This window comes from Sphingobacterium sp. 2149 (assembly GCF_031455655.1).
Taxonomy (GTDB): Bacteria; Bacteroidota; Bacteroidia; order Sphingobacteriales; family Sphingobacteriaceae; genus Sphingobacterium.
In genome coordinates, this window is sequence record NZ_JAVDTD010000007.1 from 64,235 (window position 1) to 87,887 (window position 23,653).

Annotated in this window: 21 protein-coding genes and 1 pseudogene; 19 read left to right on the plus strand and 3 right to left on the minus strand. The window is 37.7% G+C overall.

Going from position 1 to position 23,653, the window contains the following annotated elements:
* Window positions 1-7: 7 nt before the first annotated feature.
* Genes J2X77_RS11500 through J2X77_RS11510 form a run of 3 tightly spaced genes read right to left on the minus strand, consistent with a single transcriptional unit; the run spans window position 8 to window position 1,513 of the window.
* Window positions 8-646 carry a toxin-antitoxin system YwqK family antitoxin gene (locus J2X77_RS11500; RefSeq protein ID WP_209576139.1) on the minus strand — a complete coding sequence of 213 codons (639 nt, stop codon included), beginning with the start codon at window positions 644-646 and terminating at the stop codon, window positions 8-10.
* A complete protein-coding gene (locus J2X77_RS11505) occupies window positions 636-1,127 on the minus strand; it encodes a hypothetical protein (RefSeq protein WP_310080837.1) in 492 nt (163 codons plus the stop codon). The genes J2X77_RS11500 and J2X77_RS11505 overlap by 11 nt, the downstream gene beginning before the upstream one ends.
* A gap of 17 nt (window positions 1,128-1,144) precedes the next feature.
* The gene (locus J2X77_RS11510) at window positions 1,145-1,513 is read right to left on the minus strand and encodes a hypothetical protein (protein WP_209576135.1); all 369 of its coding nucleotides are present in this window, start codon (window positions 1,511-1,513) and stop codon (window positions 1,145-1,147) included.
* A gap of 252 nt (window positions 1,514-1,765) precedes the next feature.
* On the opposite strand from J2X77_RS11510, the gene J2X77_RS11515 reads away from it, so the two are divergent.
* The 19 genes and pseudogenes from J2X77_RS11515 to J2X77_RS11605 all read left to right on the plus strand — a co-directional run bounded on the left by J2X77_RS11515 (window position 1,766) and on the right by J2X77_RS11605 (window position 23,605).
* Window positions 1,766-2,644: a hypothetical protein gene (locus J2X77_RS11515; RefSeq protein ID WP_209576133.1), complete on the plus strand. Its 879-nt coding sequence runs from the start codon at window positions 1,766-1,768 to the stop codon at window positions 2,642-2,644.
* Window positions 2,645-2,696: 52 nt separating this feature from the next.
* Entirely contained in the window at window positions 2,697-2,906 is a 210-nt protein-coding gene (locus J2X77_RS11520) for a hypothetical protein (protein WP_209576132.1), read from the plus strand.
* 9 nt (window positions 2,907-2,915) lie between these two features.
* Window positions 2,916-3,548, plus strand: a complete 633-nt coding sequence (locus J2X77_RS11525; RefSeq protein WP_310080839.1) for a hypothetical protein — start codon at window positions 2,916-2,918, stop codon at window positions 3,546-3,548.
* Between the two features lie 150 nt (window positions 3,549-3,698).
* Window positions 3,699-4,598, plus strand: a complete 900-nt coding sequence (locus tag J2X77_RS11530) for a hypothetical protein (protein WP_209576128.1) — start codon at window positions 3,699-3,701, stop codon at window positions 4,596-4,598.
* 3 nt (window positions 4,599-4,601) lie between these two features.
* Window positions 4,602-5,477, plus strand: a complete 876-nt coding sequence (locus tag J2X77_RS11535; RefSeq protein WP_209576126.1) for a hypothetical protein — start codon at window positions 4,602-4,604, stop codon at window positions 5,475-5,477.
* A 5-nt stretch (window positions 5,478-5,482) separates the two neighbouring features.
* Window positions 5,483-6,244 (plus strand): tail fiber protein, encoded by a 762-nt coding sequence (locus tag J2X77_RS11540; protein ID WP_209576124.1) that lies wholly within the window; start codon window positions 5,483-5,485, stop codon window positions 6,242-6,244.
* 1 nt (window position 6,245) lies between these two features.
* A complete protein-coding gene (locus tag J2X77_RS11545) occupies window positions 6,246-6,740 on the plus strand; it encodes a hypothetical protein (RefSeq protein ID WP_209576122.1) in 495 nt (164 codons plus the stop codon).
* Between the two features lie 77 nt (window positions 6,741-6,817).
* A complete protein-coding gene (locus J2X77_RS11550; RefSeq protein WP_209576120.1) occupies window positions 6,818-7,006 on the plus strand; it encodes a hypothetical protein in 189 nt (62 codons plus the stop codon).
* Between the two features lie 46 nt (window positions 7,007-7,052).
* The gene (locus tag J2X77_RS11555) at window positions 7,053-7,580 is read left to right on the plus strand and encodes a hypothetical protein (RefSeq protein ID WP_209576118.1); all 528 of its coding nucleotides are present in this window, start codon (window positions 7,053-7,055) and stop codon (window positions 7,578-7,580) included.
* Window positions 7,567-7,947 carry a hypothetical protein gene (locus tag J2X77_RS11560; protein WP_209576116.1) on the plus strand — a complete coding sequence of 127 codons (381 nt, stop codon included), beginning with the start codon at window positions 7,567-7,569 and terminating at the stop codon, window positions 7,945-7,947. The genes J2X77_RS11555 and J2X77_RS11560 overlap by 14 nt, the downstream gene beginning before the upstream one ends.
* Before the next feature lie 880 nt (window positions 7,948-8,827).
* A complete protein-coding gene (locus tag J2X77_RS11565; protein ID WP_209576114.1) occupies window positions 8,828-9,409 on the plus strand; it encodes a hypothetical protein in 582 nt (193 codons plus the stop codon).
* A 49-nt stretch (window positions 9,410-9,458) separates the two neighbouring features.
* Window positions 9,459-10,415, plus strand: a complete 957-nt coding sequence (locus tag J2X77_RS11570) for a hypothetical protein (RefSeq protein WP_209576112.1) — start codon at window positions 9,459-9,461, stop codon at window positions 10,413-10,415.
* Window positions 10,416-10,627: 212 nt separating this feature from the next.
* Window positions 10,628-11,128 (plus strand): OmpH family outer membrane protein, encoded by a 501-nt coding sequence (locus J2X77_RS11575; protein ID WP_209576110.1) that lies wholly within the window; start codon window positions 10,628-10,630, stop codon window positions 11,126-11,128.
* Between the two features lie 9 nt (window positions 11,129-11,137).
* Window positions 11,138-11,692: a hypothetical protein gene (locus tag J2X77_RS11580; RefSeq protein WP_209576108.1), complete on the plus strand. Its 555-nt coding sequence runs from the start codon at window positions 11,138-11,140 to the stop codon at window positions 11,690-11,692.
* A gap of 12 nt (window positions 11,693-11,704) precedes the next feature.
* A complete protein-coding gene (locus J2X77_RS11585; RefSeq protein WP_310080844.1) occupies window positions 11,705-17,233 on the plus strand; it encodes a DUF5977 domain-containing protein in 5,529 nt (1,842 codons plus the stop codon).
* A gap of 13 nt (window positions 17,234-17,246) precedes the next feature.
* Window positions 17,247-21,104 carry an RHS repeat domain-containing protein gene (locus J2X77_RS11590; protein WP_209576104.1) on the plus strand — a complete coding sequence of 1,286 codons (3,858 nt, stop codon included), beginning with the start codon at window positions 17,247-17,249 and terminating at the stop codon, window positions 21,102-21,104.
* Window positions 21,082-21,645 (plus strand): hypothetical protein, encoded by a 564-nt coding sequence (locus tag J2X77_RS11595; protein WP_209576102.1) that lies wholly within the window; start codon window positions 21,082-21,084, stop codon window positions 21,643-21,645. The genes J2X77_RS11590 and J2X77_RS11595 overlap by 23 nt, the downstream gene beginning before the upstream one ends.
* 691 nt (window positions 21,646-22,336) lie before the next feature.
* A complete protein-coding gene (locus tag J2X77_RS11600; protein ID WP_209578979.1) occupies window positions 22,337-22,798 on the plus strand; it encodes a hypothetical protein in 462 nt (153 codons plus the stop codon).
* Window positions 22,799-23,168: 370 nt separating this feature from the next.
* Window positions 23,169-23,605 (plus strand): annotated as a pseudogene (locus J2X77_RS11605) (DUF5958 family protein).
* The last annotated feature ends 48 nt before the right edge of the window (window positions 23,606-23,653 follow it).

The window sequence follows — 23,653 nt, forward strand, 5'->3', positions numbered from 1 at the left end:
CTAATAATTAAGGTGTTACAGGTTCGTGCTGATTCTCTTTCTTTTTAAACCATTTATTGATTTGGTCTCCGATCAATTTTCCAGTCTTACGGAAGATATTGTTATTTTGGAAAGCTTCTTTGGAAATTTCCTTTCCCAGATCAAAATATTGGTAACTAATGGTTCCGCCAGTTTGGTTCTCTATGCTACCATGTAATTTTCCTTGTTTCAAATAGCCGCGTTGTATCCAATTACCCTGCTCATCGTAACGTACAAAAGGTCCTTCTTCGATATTCGCCATCCATTGGGATTCGCTTTTGAGGTTCCCATTCGCATACCAGTGGCGCCATACCCCCTGTTTGAGTCCTTTAACATATAACCCTTGGTCGGAAAGGTTCTTGTTGGGGAAGTAATGTGTAAACTGTCCATTAAGAAGTTTACCTGAATATCCACCCATCGTTTGGTGTAGCTGATTGCTTTGGTACCAGGCGTAGGTTTTGTCACTATTTGGGCTGATTTTGATGTTGTCCGCATAGCATATGGTCTTGCTTCCATCATCAGACGAGATGGTGAATCTTCGGAAGATAGCGAGTTCTTTAACCTGCGCCTGACAGCATATAGAAATCATGAATAAGAAGAAGGTACACCGAATTTTTTTAGTTGTCATTTTTAAATATTGTCTTGTTTTTACCGTGGGCTTTGATGGTAATCTGCCCTTGGTTAATAGCTGTCAATTTAACCCCATTCTGTTCATCGCCGACGTTCATCATATATTGTCTGTCCATTATCGCGACGATGGCAGTAGGTTTCTTGTCGTTTAGATTTTCGATAAAGCCGATATAGCGCACATTAATTTCCGGTTCGGGCTGATATTGCTGAACAGGTGGAGCGGCATAGTTACTTACTGCGGGCGTTACTGGTGCTGAAGGTACGGTATCGGCGACGACATTTTTTAACATGGGATCGGGATAGTTTAATAGCAAAGCTGTTGTTTTCTTTTGATTGTAAAAACTGAGGTCGCTCACATTTTGAACAAAGTTCTTTTGTGCCTGCCGCGGGCCCTGATCATCATCAGAAACAGCCGCAAAAATCCTATATATGATATATCCCCAAAGTCCAACGACCAAGGAAAGCAATATATAAGTCATCGCTTTGTTTTTCATCTCTATTTCAAGCTCGGCAAAATGGTGATCTGACGTTGTTTGAAAAGACCTACACTGCCCGAATTTTCCGGTCGCACGCGCCAGGTGTACCTTCCTGGACTTACTGTAAGATTAAGGTGATCCAATGTGGTTACCGTGTCTACTATTACTTTTTGAATAGAATCAAAATTTGGTCGTGCAATTTGCAGACGGTAATTATCTGCATCTTGGTGATTTTTCCAATAAAAGCTGACGACACTATCTTGTGTTGAGAGACTGTCCATCGGAGCCAATAGTTCGACACTTTCTTTCTCCAAAGGATATTCTATGAATTCAGAACAGGCGGCGAAGCAAAAGGAAAATAATAGAAATATAGCTAAAAATCTTTTCATGTAATATTAATGCGTTAAGTGTTGTAAATCTACACAAATTTTTACTTAAAGAACGCGGATTATGAATAACAGATTACTTTATGTTTTAAAGTCATACCTTTTTTTAAAATTTGTGGGGTAAGCTGTAATTTAACAGGAAAATAATTTTGCATATTTTGCTAAATAGTTTAATTTTGATTTGAGTAAATTCTCTTGCTAGCTTTTTGAAAATTTATTCCTCAGCTAAAAATTAACTTATTTTATTTTCGAAACGTGATTATTAGGTATTTAATTGCTCTTTTGAGCCTAACGCTTTCCTTTCAGGCGGAAGCTCAGCATTTTTTTGAAAAATCTTTTCAAACTTCATTTAATCAAGGTGTAGCTAATGAAGTTTGTTACATACAGATTCCTAAAAATGTCAACATTTATGGAACAATCTACATAGAAGTAGCCGGAGGATTTAATAATCAGTTGAACAGGGGACTCATTGCAAAGCGTATTGATATAGTATATAATGGTACATCCCAAAGTTACCTCAATCAGTCTAGTGAAATTACAGTAGCTTCGGAACCATTTTCGGACTATTGGGCTATTGGAGATTTTGATAAGGTAAATTCACGCATACCTATCTATCACCTTAATAATATACACAATAACATCAGCGTCCTTTTAAAGATGCATTTGTTGCATGAGGAGTCTTTACCAATTTTGCAGTCGGGTATCACATTATCTAACCCTGTAGTTGGCGTCGGAGGAATTGCGCGACAATATCGTCATTTTAATGACGAGCGCATCGGAATCGGCACTATCAACCCCGAATATAAATTAGATATAGTGGGTACATTGCGGGCGCATGAAATACGCGTAAATACTCAAAAAACTGCCGACTTCGTGTTTGATCCTGATCATCAGCTTCCTTCCTTGGATTCGGTTAAGACCTTTATTGTCGAAAACAAACATTTGCCAGGAATTCCGAGCGCTAAACAGATGGAAAAAGAGGGCGTAAATGTTGGTGATCTACAGATTGATTTATTACAAAAAATTGAAGAACTCACCTTGCATCTTATTCGAGCAACCGAACAGGCGGAGCGTCAGGAAAAAAGAATTGGGGAGCAGGAAAAACGGATAAAGGAATTGGAGAGTCGTTTGTAAAAATTATTTATCGGTCCATAAAATTTGTAGAAAACCAGTTAAAAACAAGAATATGAATAAAACAATTGTGCTGCTCTTAAGTTTGATAAGCTTTCAATATGGTCAAGCACAAAGCAATAGTTTTCCAGCTAACGGTTCTGTTGGTATAGGGACTACCACACCGCTGGTGAAAGTTGAAGTAAGGGTTGGTGGAATCTTTTCATTTTTGAAACCTGTTGAAATGGTAGAGTATCTAAAAAAAAATAGGAACAAACTGTATTAATGAATTATTATGAAAGTAGGAATAAAAGGATTTATAACAATTCTTGTTATGTGTTTAACAGCTAGTAAGGTTTATAGTCAAGATTCCCGTATTCTTATCGGTTTGGATGGACCCGCTTATGGCGTCAAGATTCTTTCCAAGTTTCCCAACGGTACAGGAGGTTTTGCCCGGGGCTATAGCATCGCTAATCAGGATAATTCGGAAACTTACATTCAGCTAGGGACATTTGGAAACTATTTTGGCGGTATCTCAAATTTAACCTATTCTTATATAGGCCGTGAATATAACAATACCTATATGGTATTCAGACCCAATGGTAATATAGGTATTGGTACTACAAATCCACAGGATAAGCTTTCCGTAAATGGAAAGATCCGAGCGCATGAAATCAAGGTCGAGACAAGCAATTGGCCCGATTATGTGTTTAATACTAATTATAAATTGCCTACGCTAGCGGAAACGGAGCAGTTTATTAAAGAGCATGGTCATCTGAGCGAAGTTCCTAAGGCTTCGGAAGTAGAGACAGGTGGTATTTCGCTGGGTGAAATGAATAAAATCCTATTGAAGAAGATTGAAGAATTGACTCTACAAGTGATCGAATTGAATAAAAAAGTTGATCGTCAGGAAGAGAGAAAAAGATAAAGTGAGGTGAGGGAGTTTACATAAAAGATCTATCAGTATTTTTGTATTCCGGCCTGACATTCAAACGAAAATTATGCTAAGTGAGTATTTCCTTATTTATTATTCCATATGAAAATTAAAAATTTATTTTTCTTCACGTTGCTAGCCTTCATGAAATTATCTGTATTTGGACAGACAGAAGCTATTGTTCCGCCATCTAATCGGTCTGCATCATCATTAGAAAAAAATGTACTATTCTTTGCAGATAAACGGTTTAAAGTGACGCAGTCCGGAAGTGTGTCTCTTGATTTACCGACTTTGTTTAATGGTCAGTTTTTTCCAACTTATTCAAGTGCGAGTATAAATCCTCAAAATCCGTACATTATTCTAATCGAAGATATTCCCCTCTATCATGCGCAAGAGGGAGCTTGGATAGGATTAACGACACGCTATTACATGGCTACAAAATTTAAAATAGAAGTTCTCGATGTTAACGATGGAGTTAATCAATGGCGCACAATCGCTGATGTGAGTAATAATGCAGCTTGGCACTATATGGCCCGAATTTCTCCTGGATCGGTATGTCCATCAAAAATTCGTTTTACAATTTACAATACGAATGATACACAAAATCGACTGGGAATTTCTGAGCTATTTTATATCCAACCGGAGGGAGCACAAGCCTATGATGGGCTTATGGTTAAGTACAACAGAGATGGAAATGTTGGTATAGGAACTTGGGATCCGATGGCTAAATTAGCCGTTGATGGCAATATTCTGGCGAAAGAAATTAAAGTAAAAACTGATATCAGCGTTCCGGATTATGTATTTGAGCCAAATTACGAACTTAATAGTCTGGATTATATTGCCGATTATGTGAAAAAGAATAAGCATCTCCCTGAAATTCCTTCCGCAAAGGAAATAAAAAGAGATGGCCTTGATTTAGCTGAGATGAATCTTCTTTTATTGAAGAAGGTAGAAGAACTGACGCTGCATGCTATTGAAAATGAAAAGAAACGGAATGAACTCGAGACTAAGGTTTCTAGACTAGAGAAACTACTAATGAAATAAGATATGAAGATTTTTTTTTGTATACTAATCATACTATGGGGCAGTAATGTACTCCTTGCCCAGACGAACGTTTTTCCAACAACAGGAAGTGTTGGAATAGGCACGGCGAGTCCTTCAGATAAATTAGAGGTTGCAGGTGGATTTGTGAGATCAGGGAATGCCTCATTCGGAAATTTAAACTCTACCTCTCCAAAGGGATATGCTAATTTTGGAGCAGATAATCATGGTTCAGTGATTATTGGCTCGAATGTGTATGTTGACAATTCGGTAGGTTTGAATATAAATATGAAGTTGGCTAACACGCACCCTACATTGGCGGGTGCGGGGATTTTAATTCCTGGTAATCAACAAACTTTTCAAGGATCTATTATATTTCATACGAAAGAACCTGGTCAGGCGACTGGAGAGCAGGCTTTCTACAGTCCCAGAATGATCGTCAATGCAAATGGAAATATTGGAATAGGTACAATGACACCGCAAGCTAAATTAGCCGTTGAAGGCAATATTCTGGCGAAAGAAATTAAAGTAAAAACTGATATCAGCGTTCCGGATTATGTGTTTGAGCCAGATTACGAACTTAATAGTCTGGACTATATTGCCGATTATGTGAAAAAGAATAAGCATCTCCCTGAAATTCCTTCCGCAAAGGAAATAAAACGAGATGGCCTTGATTTAGCTGAGATGAATCTTCTTTTATTGAAGAAGGTAGAAGAACTGACACTTTATGCTATTCAGCAAGATAAAGAAATAGAATCCCAGAACTTGAAATCGGTGGAACAAAAAAAAATGTTAGAAGAACAGCACGGAGAAATTGATGATATGAAACAGCTCGTAAAACTTTTGGAGCGACGACTCAGCCAACTAGAATCAAAAAAATAATTGATATGAATAAATATTTTAGCCTATTCTCTTTTCTAATCACCTTCTCAGCTTATGGTCAAACCAATACTTTCCCTACAAGTGGAAATGTTGGAATAGGAACGACTCTGCCACTGAACCCGTTAACAATCGCAATGCCAGCAAATAGCACAATAAGTGCCATTAAAATTGGTAAATCAGGTGATTCGGGAAATATTAATGTACCCCTTGGTAGTGCGACTGGTGGGTATAATCTCGATTTTACAACGTGGCGGGACTATAATCCCGATTACGTTGGTGCTCGAATTCGGGGCGAAAGGATTAACACATGGGTTGCAAATAATGCTTTGATTCAATCGATGGACCTTGTTTTTTCAACAGGCGGGCCAGTTGATTATAGCCCACTTTCAGAACAATTGCGTATCAAATATAATGGTAATGTCGGAATTGGTACATCTGATCCCCAACAGAAGCTTTCTGTTAAAGGTAAGATTCAGGCAGAAGAGATCAAAGTGACGACGGCAGCAGCTGATTGGCCGGATTATGTTTTTGAGGAGGGATATAACCTGCCCAACTTAAATGAATTAGAATTATTTGTCAAATCAAAAAAACATCTTCCCGACGTGCCTTCAGCTCATGACGTTCAAGAGAAGGGTATTGAACTCGGAGAAATGAATAAAATTCTATTGAAAAAGATAGAGGAATTAACCATTTATGTCATCCAACAACAAAAGGAAATTAAGGATCTTCAAACCAAAGTGTCGGCTAATTCAATGCTTATAAAATAATATGAAAAGGATAAAAATCTTCTTTACATTATTGGCTTCATTTGCCATGTTCAACATGTATGCTCAAAATACATTCCCTGCGAGCGGAAATGTTGGAATTGGTATTTCTATGCCTGAAACTTTTCTCCATCTTAAAGCGAATGGGTTGCCTGCTTATCTTTCAAAGGCTAGCCGCGGAAATATTATGCAACTTTTTCAAGCTGATAACAATGATTTGGAAATAGGAATAGCCAATGGACTTAACTCCCGGAAGGCATGGCTTTTGGCACGTCATCTCTCGATCCCGGATTATGGACAATACTATTCAACGTTGAATCTGCAACCTAAAATCGACGAGATAGGCTTTTACCGAGGGGTAGCAATAGGCTATGAAGCATATACCGATGTTCCTTATGGCACCGGTTTAGCGGTTGAAGGAAACGTTGGTATCGGAACAATTAATCCCAAAGAAAAGCTTTCCGTAAATGGCAATATACGTGCACGTGAGATAAAGTAGAGACAAATAACTGGCCTGATTATGTTTTTAAACCTAATTATATCCTACTTCCATTACATGAAACTGAGCAATTTATTATGACTAATGGACATCTCCCGGATGTTCCAAGAGCTGAGGAGGTAGTATCAAATGGTCTAGCATTAGGTGAGATGAATAAAATATTGTTGAAAAAGATTGAGGAGCTTACTCTTCATGTGATCGAACTGGATAAAGCCAATAAAAAACAACAACATCTTATTGAAGCATTACAAGAGAAAATTAAATAGCAGTATGAAATGTTTTAAATCTAGTTTTTTTTTCCTCACGATAATCTTGACATTTTTTTGGATTAGCCTCAATGCCCAGGTGACAACTATCTCCGGAGACTACGTCCATAAAACAATCAATTCTGCTGAAAATACAGACTATACCAAATCCTTGATTCTGTTGCACGAAATTTATGATGGCGTTGTGCTTCCCGATAATTACTTGATCGGAACAATCGCAGCTCGGCGTGGGAGTACAAGCGCAGGAAATAGATTAAATGTCGCTAATATAAATAGTTCCTCATCCTATACTTCGACTTATGCTAACCTCGTCTCTAATGATGAGGCGGATTATGTTTGGAAGCTTAAAACATGTCGGTACAATGGTAAAAAATATCTTGCGTTGGAAGTTCCTTATTTAGCTGCTTACCATCAGAATGGATTTCAGTTTGTAGGTTGGGCGAAATCGTCGGGTCTTAGTTTAGAGTTAGTTGTCTATGAGAAAAATGGGGGTAGCACAAAATACTGGCATTCTGAAAGAAATAATAGATTTTTCCCCAAATCGAAAGATCAGCAATCATGTGTCTCGGTTTAATGTGCTAGGGCGGGTTGGCATTGGGACCGATGACCCGCAGGCTGATCTGGCGGTAAATGGTGATATTTTAGCAAAGCAAATAAAAGTTAAGACTGATATCGCGGTTCCAGACTATGTATTTGAACCCGGTTATAAATTGACTACCTTGGAGCAGATTGCAGAATTTGTTGCAAAGCATAAACATCTTCCAGAGGTTCCATCTGCAAAGGAGGTGGCAACTGATGGCTTGGATGTAGCAAAAATGAATCTATCGTTACTCAAAAAGATCGAAGAGATGACATTACAGATGATTCAGATGAATAAGACATTAGTAAAACAGTCTGAGGAAATCAATCTGTTGAAGGAAAATCGTTCTATGGTTCGATAGAAATCCAAGGAGCCCAAAAAGGTTTGGAATCCTTGGATTGTTGAGTGTTCATTGCATACCAATGGATGAATTTATTGGTTTCCTGGGGAGATTTATTATTGATTAATTCTTTTAATGTCTGGATCTCTTTATCTTGTTGTTGTATATGCTTCTTTGTTTCAATAGCATGAAGGGTCAGCTCTTCGATCTTCTTTAAAAGAATTTTATTGAATTCACACAAAGCAATACCATTCGCCTCTGCCTCTGTGGCATTTGGAACTTCGGGGAGATGCCCTTTGGTTTTAATATACTGTTCGATTTCAGATAAGGGTTTTAAATCATAATTTGCTTTTAAGACAAATAAATGCTGCTAGCAATGGTGTTGTTATGTTAATAATTTTCATAAATTGTTAATTTTATCAAAGATATATAATTATTTTTATCTTATAACTTTTGTTTACATGTACTCGTATTTAGCGTATTGCAAGAATTGATTTTGTTTTTTAACCGACTTTGTCATAGCTATTTACGTGTTTAGTGAGATCGTTAGTCTTTTCTTTATTGTTTGCTTTGTTTTATTTTTTCTGTGTATTTTAATAAATTGGATTCAAATTTTAAGTTTTTTTTTCGGTAAAATATGTAATTTTAGGCCGTTCAATTAAAATTTTTATAAGACATTTTAGTTGAATATGGGCTTGATTGTTAACTTTTACTATTATCTTTTTTTTGATGATGTTAAACTATTGAATGTTTAACGCTTTAATTTTAAATCATTTTCGTTCGACTGGAGCTAACTGATTAATTAATGTTCTTCTTGTAGTCATCAAGTAATTCTCTTACAGGATATGTTATAAATGTAAGTAATTGATGAAATAGAAACTAGCTATATAAATGCCAACATATGAAAAGAGTTTTAACCTTACTCGCTGCCGTGTCTATGGTAGCTTCCGCCTATGGACAGGCGTACGAATTCCGTTATAACGGTGCTGCAGATGTTATTTTTTCCTATCCACCAAGAGGTTCCGGCGGTAGGGCATTTGTGCATGATGCTAATAACGTGTTGACGATCAATTATGAGGGGGATTTTACCAACGGTGTTAAAATAGGGAATTCATTTTGGGTGACTAACAACGGTCGGACAGGTATCGGCACATCAAATCCTCAAGAAAAATTAGCAGTTAAAGGTAAAATTCTTGCGGAGGAAATTAAAGTTACTACGGCTTCGGCTGACTGGCCTGACTACGTATTCAAATCTAATTATATCCTATCGAGCTTACGGGAAACCGAAAAGTACATTCAAAAAAATGGCCACTTACCTGATGTACCTACAGCTGAAGAGGTGGAATCAGATGGAGTTTCTTTAGGTCATATGAATAAAATTTTGTTGAAGAAAATTGAGGAAATGACGCTCCACCTGATTGAAAAAGATAAGGTCATCAATCGGATTATGGAAAGACTTGAAAAGTTAGAATCTACCAAATGAGATCCAGAATAAGTATTAATTAATCAAAGAAACTTAAAAGGTATTAATAATGAAAAGAAAATTGTTGCTCGCAACTTTATTAGCGGTTGCTAGTTGTTCGGTGTATCGAGCTCATGGGCAGACCTCTTTTGAAGGTATCAATTTAACGAATGGACGGGACTTATTTTTCAAAGGCGCGAATAACAATCCGACAGATGCTGGAGATATCGTGTTTCAAAAGACAAATGGAGAAGAATTAACGCGTATACGAAGTCATTTTGATGCAGGAACTGGTTTAGCTTCTATTTACTTTTCGAGTACGCCTTTAATTAAATCCACTTTTCTATTTACTGGTGAGGGAAACCTTGGTGTTGGTAGTTCAGTTCCCCGAACTCGACTGGATGTTGAGCCACCAATAGGAAATATTTCAACAGGAGTTTTCCGTTCAAATGGCGAACAGTCTTGGGGACACGCTTTAGCTGTTGTAACCGACAAAGCGGCTGGTGATGATCCCAAGTTGCTATTTAGTTACCGTAACCGAACAAAACAATGGTCTATCGGCGGAACTCAGAATTCGACCACGTTTAATATTATGGAAGACGGCGGCGATGGCTATCACGGAAGTGGTTTCGGGGCTGCTAGATTGACCGTGATGCCAGGAGGAAATATTGGTATTGGAACCAGTAACCCACAGGCTAAATTAGCTGTGGAAGGAAATATTCTGGCAAAAGAAATCAAGGTTAAAACAGATATCAATGTACCCGACTATGTTTTTGAGCCTGACTATAATTTAAAGAGTCTTGAGGAAATCGAAAGCTATGTCAAAGCAAATAAACATTTGCCTGAGATACCTTCGGCTAAACAGATCCAAGCTGATGGATTGAATCTCGCTGAAATGAATTTGCTCTTGCTTAAAAAGGTGGAGGAAATGACTTTACAACTTATTCAGATGAATAATGAAATGAAAAAACAGGGTGAAAAGATTGATGGGCAGGCAGAGAAGATACGGTTATTAGAAAAAAGATGAAAATTATCGATTTGATAATGGAGTGTATTAATTGTTGTTTTTAATGAGAAAATAATCGACTCAACCTTAATGTGTTATATTAAGACTTCTCTCTTAACTATTTTTTGATAATTTAAGTGATTATTTTTTTTTATTTTCGAATTAATATTTCGGTTTTTTGAATTTTTCACCTAACCATACCCCTATTTTAAAGTATTATAGTTTATCATTTTATGAAAAGTATCCAAGCGCTATGGGCGTGTTTTATCCTAGTATTGGGATTGTGTGTTTATTTATTGTTCTTCAAAGGTGAAAAGATTGCTTATGTTGAGTCTACCCGTATATTTCAGGAATTTAAGGGTGCGAAAGTTGAACGCGAGAAACTTGAAGCAAAAGGAAAAGAGTTTAAGCTTAAAATTGATACGCTAAATTTCGAAGTGCGTGAGGCAATTATTAAGTATGACGGCAATTCTGACAATAACGCTAAACAGATTATCCAGATTAAACAAAAGCAGCTAAATGATTATCAGCGTAGCGTGCAGGAAAGTCTTCAGTCGGAAGAATCCGCGGTAATGGCAAAGGTTGCCGCCGAATTAAATGCATTCCTTAAAGATTATGGTAAGCGCAACGGTTATAAGTTTATATTTATTGCCAATCCGTCGGGTACCATAGCCTACGCTGCCGACGGAACCAATGTTACCGATGATGTTCTGAAAGAGATTAATAATAAGTAGACTCTTAGAATGCGAATTTTAATTATTTTATTTTTTCTCATAGCCTTTTTTAGTTGTGGGAATCCTCCAGATCAGTTCGCCACCGTTAACGATGGTCTTCAATATATCTCTGAAAGTAAAAATGGGTTTGTGAAAGACACACTGTTGAGTAACGGCGTAGAAATGAAAATTCAGCTACTACCAGCATCTCTTGTTCAAAAAAGCAATAATCCAGGTAAGCAAAAGTATTTCAGTATACAGTTTTCGTTAAAGGGGCATGAACTGTTGGCACAGCTTCCGCGTGAAGAATATGGTGTTTATGTGCAGCTTTTTTCTTTTGGTATGGACCGATTTATTTTACTTAAAACAGACTCAGGGAAGGAATATCCTGCTAATATGGTTAGCTATCAGCCTACTTATAATATGGGTAAAAGCAATGAACTTATAGTTGTTTTTAATGAAGATCTTTCCTCCTGTAAAACACTTCAACTAGTAGTAAAGGAATTTGGATTGAACATGGGACAAATAGAGTTTTCCATAGATCTTGCAAAGTTTAATTATTCACCTAAAATTGAACAATTATAATATTAACCGAAAATGAAATTTATTCAAATATTAAATAGGTATACTCGAAAAATTGCAGCGATATGGGGTGTTGTATTTCTTTTCGAATTGGTAAGCCCTATGGTCGCGATGGCGTTGACGGCTGGTCCGACAGCCCCGGAGGCCACGAGTTTTGAACCTGTAGATACTACTGATATGGTAAATCCCTTAACAGGAAGTTTTACCTATAATTTACCGCTGTTGGAGGTCCCTGGTCCAGAAGGGGGCTATCCACTCTCGTTATCCTATCATGCGGGTATACGCCCAGATGTTGAAGCTTCTTGGGTGGGTCTTGGTTGGACGCTGAATCCAGGGGCCATTAATCGAAATGTTGCCGGACTACCTGACGATTTCGATGAGGTCAGTTTAAGGAGAAGGGATTATTGGTCGGGTGGAAATCGAAAAGATTATGGATTGGATGTGGGGTTTGCTAGTGCAGTTAATGTCGGTCTTGTGTTTGCAAATGATACTTACCAAGGGTTCGGTGTTGGCGCTAGTTTAGGTTATGGAATTAAATTTGGATCTCTTAGCATTGGTGTTGATGTTGGGCTCAATCCCTATGGTGGCGGATACGCCGGAATCAATGCTTCATCAGGAGTAGAAATAATAAAGGGTCTGGGACTAGGGGGAAGTGCTGGATTGACTACTAATTTTGAAAGTATTAGTTTTAACAACGGTGTGTCGTTATATAAAAACAATGGTGCAGAAAAAGCCTCTACCAATTTACTTTCTGTGTCAATGAGTAGTTCTTCAAACAAACCGAGCCTATCTGTAATGGGAATCAGAGGATCAGTATTCAACAGTAATTCTGGAAAGATCAGTACAAGCAGCTCAGGCTTTGGTTTTACAATACCTTTGGGGATCTTTAGCATTGGAGCGTCGTTTCGTAATACGCGTTATTGGATTGACGAGACAGCAGAAATACCATCAACAGGAAGCCTTTATACACCAATTTTAGATGTGAATACTCCGAATACATACATGAATAATCGTAGCTTCGATAACTACAGGCTAATTCCCGACGATATCAATATCGCAGACAGTCCAGAAGATTATGAAATGCTAGGTGGAACCCTGCCAGAATATGATAACTATGTTGTCACAGGCCAGGGTATAGGAGGTCAGATTAGACCGTCTCTCTATCAGAGAGCCTTACATTTATCAAACAACACTCCCTCCAAAAGTCAGATGAAGCAAAATATTGCTAATGTCTCGGTTAAAGCAGGAGCTGGTTTTCGTTTTGTTAATGATTTCTCTAATTCCTTTGACCAAGGGCTTGACGATGTCATCTATCAATCTGGAACACCTCAGGATCCAAACACATTACCCTTTGGTATGGGAGGTAATACTGATCGAAGGATTGGTAACGAACTTGCAGCCTCCAAATACGTTAAATATTTTACTAATGATGAGATAAGGAATGGAAATGCTAAGACTAAAGGCTTTATTGATGTCGGTTCAGTTAATAGGGGGTTTACTCGAATAACGAATGGAACCACTTTTCCTAATTCTACGATAGCCACCAAGGGGGGGAGTCAAATAGGTGGATTTATGGTTACCAACGAATCAGGCGTAACATACCATTATGCTTTACCCGTCTATTCTTTCAATGAATATTCATACAACTATACTCCTAAAGATAATGGTAAATATACTGAAACTACGCGTAAAGAGCCATATGCTTACACTTGGCTACTGACTGCGGTCACTGGTCCCGATTATGTGGATCGAAATGGAAACGGCTTGGTGGATGCTTATGACTGGGGGTATTGGGTGGCAATGGATTATGGTAAATGGAGTAATGACTATGTGTGGAGAACTCCGGCAGAAGGAACAGATCGGGATCTCGATCAGAACTATTCAATGTATACTTCCGGACAAAAAGAGCTATATTATATAAATAAGATAAGAACACGTACACATACTGCTATCTTCGAAAAGGAAGCTCGATTTGATGGTAAAGGAAATTCTACAAGTGCTCTGCAGACTAAGAATTTGGGGATGTATGCGAACTTATTTGATGGTACTTCTCGGCAGAGCATGCGATTGAATAAAGTTTATCTTTTTAATAGTACCGATGCCAGTGTCATTAATGAGACAAGTGAGACTATCAATATGGGAAATAGTTGGGAATATTACGATAATGTGATTGATAACTTTGATATAGATAAGGTTGGACGTAGTGTTGTTGAAGCTAAAGCTATCCGAATTATTGACTTTGGATTTAGTTATGATCTGAGTGCTGAAACACCCAATAGCTTTAATAGTCGAAAACCCGATGAGAAGTTGGGGAAATTAACTTTGGATGGAATCCTTTTTCGTGGTAAAGGTGGAGTCAATCTTTTACCACCCACCCGATTTTCTTATGAAGAATCCGATGTGAGTTCATTCGAGGCGACTAGAAATGCTGTTAATGAATTTTCTACTGCCAATACAACATTTTTAGAGTTGGGAATGATGATTGAAAGTGCGGAAGATAATCCAGTGTATTACGGGATGGTTACAGCGGTCAGAAACGGTGGACAGGGAAAAATTTATACGCTGATGAATGGAAAAGCTTTTGACTCCAATGTTACCAATATTACACTCAGGCAGACCAAGAATCCGAACTATTGCAAAGATTGTAGGGATATATGGGGTTTTTACAAAGGTGATATAGATAAAACATTACTGGGTTTGAATGAAGATATTGCAAGAAAAGTTACATTAAGCTCTGCAAAATCAACTGACGCTTGGAACCTTAGGTCAATTAGTTCGCCTACGGGTAATCGTATTGATTTGGATTATGAAAGTAATGAGTTTAAAAAGGCAATTTTTGAAAAGAAGTTTTCTGTCCCAATAAAGGATTTTAGGAGAATTAGTGATAATAAATTTTCAGTAGAGCTGATAGGTGGTGTTCAGGATCTTATCGACAGCTATGCTTTAAATGAGGTAGTAGACGGTACTTTTCTAGAATCTTACTTATTCCCCTCTGGTGCAAAATCATACGCGCTTATTGAGTCCTCTCTAGATGCAGCGCAATGCTATTTTGGTGGGAGAGATGGAACCTCTGATAGGATTATTTTAAATTTTAAAAAATTTTATGATACACCTCTGAATCCATCTCCAGTTAAAGACTTATACTATGGGAATATTCGCTTGAATATTAGCCAGAATCTAAATTATGGGGGTGGAAGTCGTATTAAAAGTATTAAAAATGTAGGAGTTAATAATGTAATCTACCAAACTGATTATTTGTATAGAACCGGCAATATTTCAAATGGCGTAACATCTTATTTACCTATTAATATGGAGACAGGCTATTTTGAGAATCTCCCTTTAGAGGGCGTAAAGACCAATTATAAAAAAGTTTTAAATAGAGATTTTAATAAAATTCTAAAATTCGCTAGAGAAATACCTGGACCTGGTATCATGTATAGCAGAGTCCGTATACAAAACAAGGTTTTACAATCTAATGGCGATAGTCAAAAGGAAGGTTTTACCGACAATACTTATCGCGTCATGGATGAAAGGATGATTAGCAGGACGGTTATGCAGGATATGCCAGGTACAACAGGGTATGTGCATGGTGTTAATTTACGTATTTCTGACTTTACTACAAACATAGGTGATGTACTTCAGATCACGTCTTACGACGCTGAAGGTAGGCTGGTTAAACAGATGAGAAATCGATATCTTTTTGATGAGGCAACAGAATCAGCTGATTTAAGAGCCCAGTATAGAAATATACTTAGCAGCAGGTTCAATTCCCAAGGGCTAGTTACCGAACGGTTCGCAGAAGCCCGATATCATAATAACAAAAAATATAGCAACCGTACTAACATAGTAATGGCCGCTCGCGAGCAGTATCCTTCGATACTATTATCTTCGACTACTCAAGATTTTATTAATAAATCGTCTGAAAGCACTGAAAATCTTGGCTTTGATTTCTATAACGGCCAACCTAATAAGGTGCTAACAAAAGATTCCTATGGCAACAGATTCCTAACCGAAACTGGGTTTGCTTATTTACAGTATGCAGAAATGGGGAACAGACTTGCCAACATAAGTAACAAAAATATGTTGACGCAGGTTTATAGCCGGGTTTCCTACAAGGTTGACAATAGCAATGCAAAAGTTGGTGTTGTAGGCGGTACTAAAGCTATTTGGAGCAAAGAAGCCGATGTTCTAATGCCTAATGGCACTATCATTAAACAGAATAGTGCTGCAAATGGCCAAGTTTGGCGCAAAGAACGTGAAGAGGTTTTAGAAATTCCTGACACATATGGCGGTTCAGGTATTCTTCCAATCGCTCAATTCACGCTTACTAATGGATACTGGAAACTAGTTAATGGAATTAGGATATACAATGTATATTCTAAAGCGCTGGAAGACTACGATCGTAACAACAATTATTCTGCAAACCGCTATGGATACAACAATGGTAAGATCATTGCTGGAGCGAATTTTGCAAAATACGGTGAACTTGCTTTCAGTGGGGCTGAGGATGAGCTGATGGGAACTTCAGTATTGGGAGAGGTTTCCAAGGGGCAGGGTACAGTATCTACCGGAGCATTTCATACCGGAAGCAAAAGTTTGTCCTTGGCAGGAGGCGCCACAGGTTTTGAATATAGTGTCCCGATCACCAATCTCACCGAAAATAGGACCTACGTTGCTAGTGTTTGGGTGAAAAATGCAATAAATGGTAAAGTTAGTCTTTATTATGATGTTGATGGTGTTGCAACAGTAGCGCCGATAAATTCAGCACAGAGCACCAAGAAATCTGGTGACTGGAACCTTGTAAATATTGAGATTCCGATTTCAGGTGGCACTCAATTAAAGGTGTACGTAAAAAATGAAGGTACAGTTTCAAGTTTTGTAGATGATTTTCGTTTTCATCCCAAGAATACAAATGCCCTGGCCTATGTCTACGATAATTTCTCTGGCGAGCTGACCTATATTTTAGATCACTTTAATCTATATACCCGATTTGAATATGACGGAATGGGTCGTTTGGTGAGAACTTATAAAGAACAGTTTGGAAGAGCTCCATATAAAACCAATGAGTATCAACAAAATTATGGATTTAGCAGCAGTGTTTATTATAATGATAAAATAACTCTATATTTTCGTAAATCTAATTGTACAGTTGGAGAGGGTGCAGAAGTAAAATATGATGTCCCCGAAGGAAAATACAGTTCTGAGATTAGTAAAGGTGATGCAAATAGCAAAGCTATGGCAGAAGCAAATCAAAATGGTCAAGCTTATGCTAATAGTACAAATGGATGTATTACCTGTAAAAAGTATCGTGTAAAAGTCCATCGAATGAATTTTGATAAGTTGTATTTTAACTATTACGACTGTAATAATCAATATAGATCTGTTACTTATGAAACACTTCCTCAAGATATAAATACGGGGGCATATTTAGTCGCATATGTATGTGTTAGCACCATTCGTTCAGGTATACAATTTAGTCGAGGGCAAAATCAGGAAAATGTTAATGTGTCTGCAGAGATAGAGTTAGTTGGAAACTGTGATTAATTGTAATGTATATATGGAAAAGCAATCACTTAACAAGAGAATTGAAAAGGTATTTTTATTTTTATTAATTATAATCCATCATAATATAATACAAGCCCAGACCATCAATCGGAACGCTATCGTGTTGCCTTCTGGCGGTACAACGTCTTTTGTGGTGGAATCTGGTCAAAGCTATAATGCGACAAGTGCTGTCGGAATTACACTCAGGCCAGGAGTCCACTTTAAAAGCGGCTCAAATGTGGTTCTTCGGATCGACAATAATATGACAGGTCCGGCGGCCCCCAACAATCCTAATGATAACCTAGAGCTGAACTGGACACTTGCGCGGTCTTTTGATGCGAGCGGAGCAGTAATCGGCGAGACTAAGACATTTTTCGATAAAATGGGTAAGCAGCTTCAGACACAGACGCGCAATATAGAAGCGGGGCATGTTTTTGCGGTTGAGCCACTGTACGATGTTGGCGGTAAGCAGGTAGGATCGACTATGTCAGCTCCGATCAATAATGCCGCCTTTAGTTACAAGGCTGATTTTACAACACTAAATTACCGGAACTACGGTCGTTTTACCAGCACATCGGGTCTGCCTGATAAAAGCTTTGCTCCGGATCCGCTTGATACTGCAGGGAGTACGATAGGAAGTCTGGCATATTATTACAGTAGTCGCAATGCTTGGGAACGTCTACAGGACCATACCAATATGCCTTATAGTACGACAGCCGGTGCTAAGAACGGAACCAATATTTACACAGTGAGTGGGGGAGTTGGACAGGTAATGAAACTGGGAGGAGGACATGAAGTACGTCAATTCAATGTTCCTGTGAACAAGGAACTTGATTTTTATAATCTAGTTCGTCGTACCTATTTCTCTGTATCCGAGATTGGTGACACAGTATTGGTATCCAATGGTCAAAAAATGATGTCGGTTAGCTTTGATGCAGACAGTCGGGCTTCTGTGAATATCAGTATCGACGGGCGTACCGTGATGACGGGTCGTGGAGGTAATGATATGATCCTGAAAGGTAGCCTTGTACTGGACAGTTCGCGGACGGGTTATTTTTGGTTGCCTAATGCCCAGACGATCTATTTTCCTAAGATAACGGGTCCGATTGCTGTTGCTTCGGGCAAGTTGAAAGATTACTTCCGCTCCGAGGCAGAGATTTTGGCAGCAGGAACGGTTTCGTTACAAGCAGGCTTTTACCAGTTTTCACATTTTGATGGTTATGATATAAATTATGAAGTGGGCCTTTCCGATGTCAGTTTTACTTTTTACGACCAGCTTGGCCGGGTGAGGGCAACGATCCCACCGGAAGGTGTGAAGAAATTATGGACGTATGGAGTGACGAGCTATGCGACGCTAGCCAGCATCCCATTTGTCAAAACATTCAAGTACGATGGTAGAGGCAATCTGATCGAGAGTACGGGTCCCGATGCAGGTAAGGCCGAGATGAAATATAGCAGTGATGGCAAACTTCGTTTTTCACAGAATGCACTACAGAAGCTGACAAATAAGTTTAGTTATACGAACTATGACAGTTACGGACGTAGTATTGAAAGTGGAGAAATTACTCCGTCAGGTACACTCAACTTTGGAACAGTGAGTACAGCCGGTCTTGATGCTGTCGGTACTGCTGCTTCAAATTACCTGACGGGTACCCGTACCGATGTTACAGTGATCAATTATGATAAACCAGAGAGTATTCCAAATCCGGCAGGCTATGTACAGGATAGTTATTTCCTTTCAGGAAGCGCGGTATCAAGCAAAGCAAAATACAGTGGATATCCTGTAACAGCTTCCAATCTGGTCAGCAAAACCTGGTACAATTATGACGGGAATGGCAATGTTGTGTGGATGGTCAAGTATGTTACGGGGCTTGGATACAAGACAATGGATTATGTGTATGATGATCTGGACAATGTGACCAAGAGTATTTACCAAAAGGGTACAGCAGCTGAGACGATGGTCCATTATTTCGAATACGACAAGAATAAACGATTAGTTGCCGCATATACCAATACAACGGATAACAAAAGTACCAAAGTCCTGCATGCGAAATATAGTTATTACCTACATGGTCCGCTTAAACGAGTAGAGTTGGGGGATAAGTTACAGGGGATAGATTATGTGTATGGTATTGATGGTAAGCTCAAGAGCATCAACAATGCGAATGCGGCTAAAGATCCTGGGGGTGACGGTGGCAATGGTTTTGCTGCGGATGTTTTTGGGATGAACATGGAATATCATGCAGGGGACTATAACAATAAACAGGTGGGAATACCGAATATCCAGAATGGGGGAAATGTCGCAAGCTATAGTGGATTGATTAATGGGATAAGCTGGTTTTCGAAGAAACCGAGTTCGACAGACATTGCTCCTGTCATGAATATTTATAAATACGATTACAAAGGCCAATTATTGGAGAGTACTTGGGGAACCCCGAATTTTGCTAATGCTTCGTTTAGTTCTGCGGGTGATATCAATCGGGAAAAAGATATAGTTTATGATGGACATGGAAATATTCTAAGTATGACGAGGATAGGAGGAGGGGTTGATAAAGAATATTCTTATTACTATGAACCTAATACAAATAAATTAGCTGGAGAATCTGATTATGCCAGTTATGGATATGATGAAATCGGGCGGCTTGTAAAGGATGCTAACGATTCCCGTGGTCAATATTACGAATATAATGTTTTCAATAAGGTTACTAAGATTTATGATAGTACAAGGAAATCGGATATAATTGTTAGCTTTGAGTATGACGAAGATGGCAACCGTGTGATGAAGAAGGACCATCGTACCGGTGCGGTGACCTGGTACAGTTATGATGGGAATGGAAGTCTAGCAGCGATCTTTGAACAGCAGGGTACAGGTGCCATTAAATTAAAGGAGCAGCCAATCTATGGCTCGGATCGGTTGGGTATATATTATAGACAGGGAGGTAACTACCAATATACGTTAAATGACCATCTAGGTAACACCCGTGTGGTAATCAATCGCAATAAGACTACGGGTGGATCTGTAGATGTCGTATATTATGCCGATTACCTTCCATTTGGTACAGAAGTTCGATCCGGGGGAACAGACCATCGCTATGGTTATCAGGGATTGTATGCAGAACGGGATAAAGAAACCGGTTTGAATAGTTTCGAGCTCCGTAACTATGATCCGATATTAGCGCGATGGCTCACACCTGATCCTTATGGTCAATATGATTCACCTTATGTTGGGATGGGAAATAATCCGGTAAGTGGCATTGATGTAGATGGAGGATGGTCTAAGGATAACATAGGTATAAACAGAAAAGGGGCGGTAGTTTTCGATGACGGAAAAGCAGATGGTAACTTATTTTTAGTTAATGATGATGTTGGGAAAATAACAAGTTTAGAAATGCTTAAAGGAAATTCAATTCAGCTAGCGAAGTTAAATGTTTGGATTGGAACTGACCAACAAAAAATTGATTATGTTAAGTCTCAGTGGAAATTTGCTGAAGGAGGATTCGACTGGTTTTCAAGTACTAATAAGTTTGAGGTAAAAACTGATGATCAGAGTGCCTTCTCAGTCGATGCACTTTTAGGAGTGCAGGTTTACGAAAAGGCTAATGATATGTTTAATATTAAATTTGTAATACAAGATCAAGGGTTAACAAATACCTTATTATCCGATCCTTATAATACCAGGAATGCAATTTCTCATGAAAAAAGACACTTACTTCAATCGGTCAAAGTTCACCATGGTTCATTAGTTAATCCAACTCGTACGATATTAGAATTGGATGCGATCCGTTACCAACGATCGACAAAAACTTGGCAAAATACAACTGAAAAATTTAAAAGAGGTATAAAAGGTTATGAAAACAAATTTACTTTTTAATATTTTAATGATAGTTATCTTATCTTCATGTCAATCTGTTGAAAAATGTGAAGATCCTATATGTTTAAAAACAGCGATTAGAAAAACGGGGAATAATTATCTTGTAAGATTGGAGTTCAAATCAAAAATTGATACAATATTAAAATTAGATCAACGAATGTTTGCTACTGGCTGTCCTGATTACTGGGAAGACCCGACCGTATTTTATAAAACCAAGAATCCAGATGCATTAAAACATAACCAAATTATTGTTGAAAATACAGATGATAAACTTAGACTATTATCATCTCAGTTTATACCAAGAGAAGAAACTACTCCATCTGTCCTCCCTAATTGTGCTTTCCTAGAAGAATTTGAATTGGCGTTAAAAAAAAATAAAGTAGTTGTTTATGAATTTGCTGCGGGGAAAGACCAAAATAAATTGAGGGTTTCGACCTCAGATAGGAAGGTGAAATTGCACCTATATCTAAAAAATAAGGGAAATGGAAGAATTATAACGTCAAGCAATTGGATCAAAATAAATTCTTATCGTTCTGAATAACTTGATAGCATATTATTTTTAAAATGAATAAGCATGTTCAAATTTTATCAAACCATAGTGAGTATAATTCTATTGAGTGTTTTCTTTTCTTCTCGCGACTATATTGCCGCAGGAAGTAATTTAATGGCCGAACGGTATGAATTTGATATAACACAGGATTCTTTTATTAAAAAGATAACGGCTTATAATAAGATGAATCTCCAGGATTCATTATTTAAAAATTGGTGCGAACAGTCCGTATTTTTACAAAGGTTATTTCAATGATGAGAAAAATAATGATATCTACTGGGTATTAATTCCGGTTCCAGCAGATCCTCCAACCGAATTATTGCTTCTTTCTGTAGAAAATAAGCAATCGGGAGAAAGAAAACATGTTAATAACAAAACTGAAAATGAAGAGGAGATCCGTGATAGAAAAATTGCTATAGAAAACTTAAAAACAGGGTATTGGATAATCTGGGATTCCCGTACAAACATACCGGTAACGCGATGAACAAGGTTTACTTTTAATTTGGGGTATCATTAACAGGGAAATATGATTTCAAAGAAAATATTATGGAAACTGATGATTATTGGTTTTAGGTTATAGTCAAGATTCTTTTCGGAGGGTTACAGCGACCGATCTTAATAGATATGAAATAATAACAACATTGTTTGGACGAGTGCTGATAGCTCGCTAATATTAATCTCCATGATTGATAATGGCCCGTTTTTACAAGATTATAGTGTATTGTTGGTATTAAAGTATTACACGGGAAAGGATTCGGTGTATTATCTTTTGAAAGATACCTATAACGGTAACTATATTGTTCAAGAAAATAAATTACACATATACGGTAGAGCGATCGGATTGCCGGGCGGGAAAGAAGGATGGTACGGCACAACAAAAGATTATAGTAAAAAAATTGATAATATATTTGTTACTGGGGATAGCATTTCGCCAGACTGCCCAAATCTTAAATATTTCGATAAAATTGCAAAGGAAAAACCTTACGGAATTTATGAGATAGACCAGGATACTTTAAAGGTCATTGCAAATAATAAACAGGATGAAAAGAAGTATTTAGAAAACAGTCAGGGCCATGGTTTCTACTACTTTCCAGCTCCAGGGTTGAGACTAGAGCGGGTATATTGTCTATTGAAGAAAAGTTAAAGAAGACTGTTACTTCAAAGCTAGAGCCAGCATATTATTTCTAAATGATACGATAGAAATTTCCAACGATGTTAAGAAAGAGACACAAAGTTGCCACGAGAAGGCGAATCTTTAAATCTTGGAAAAATATATTGAGTTCACTTTAATCGCGGGTTTCTTTTTTATGATAATTGGCTCAATTATGATAGAGAGAATAAAATTTTGAAAATAAAAATTTACAGCACTAAAGCGTCTATTTACTTCAATTTAATTGATATTATAGTCTTAGGGGTGAGACACTATATATGAAAAAAACGACATGTTTACCATTATTGTTGTCGCTAAAAAGAGAACCAAGTTCATGTGGCTATTTATCCGTACTTATATAAATATGAAATTAGAAGACCAAATTTTAGTCAATGGGTTTGGACAAGGTTTGATTGCAATTGATCAATTAACAACAGGTTTTAGATTACTTGAATTGATGACGAAAAAGGAATTTTTAAGCGAACTTCGTTTTCTAATTATGCAGTCTAAACCGGAAGAAGGAGATATTGAACCCGCGATTATAAAAAGTGATTTAAATTCCACTTTTACCCCCTGCGTTCTGCTTAAAAGAGGAGTTCAAACCATAATTTAAAAGAAATTATAAATCTGCCGGAATATGAGTTAACAAAAGCATTTGTACTGCTTTTAAATTTATTTAAAGTAGCTTATGTGAGAAGATTTATTGATGAAAAAGACAATCCTTACAAATGGTGGTATTGGGATTTGTCTGATCATGAAAAGCTTGAGAAGGTAATGGAATCTAAAGGAGGAAGGGTATGAAGTTGGGCTCGAATAGGTTATGTCGGTTCAATTAAAATGGGGAAAACG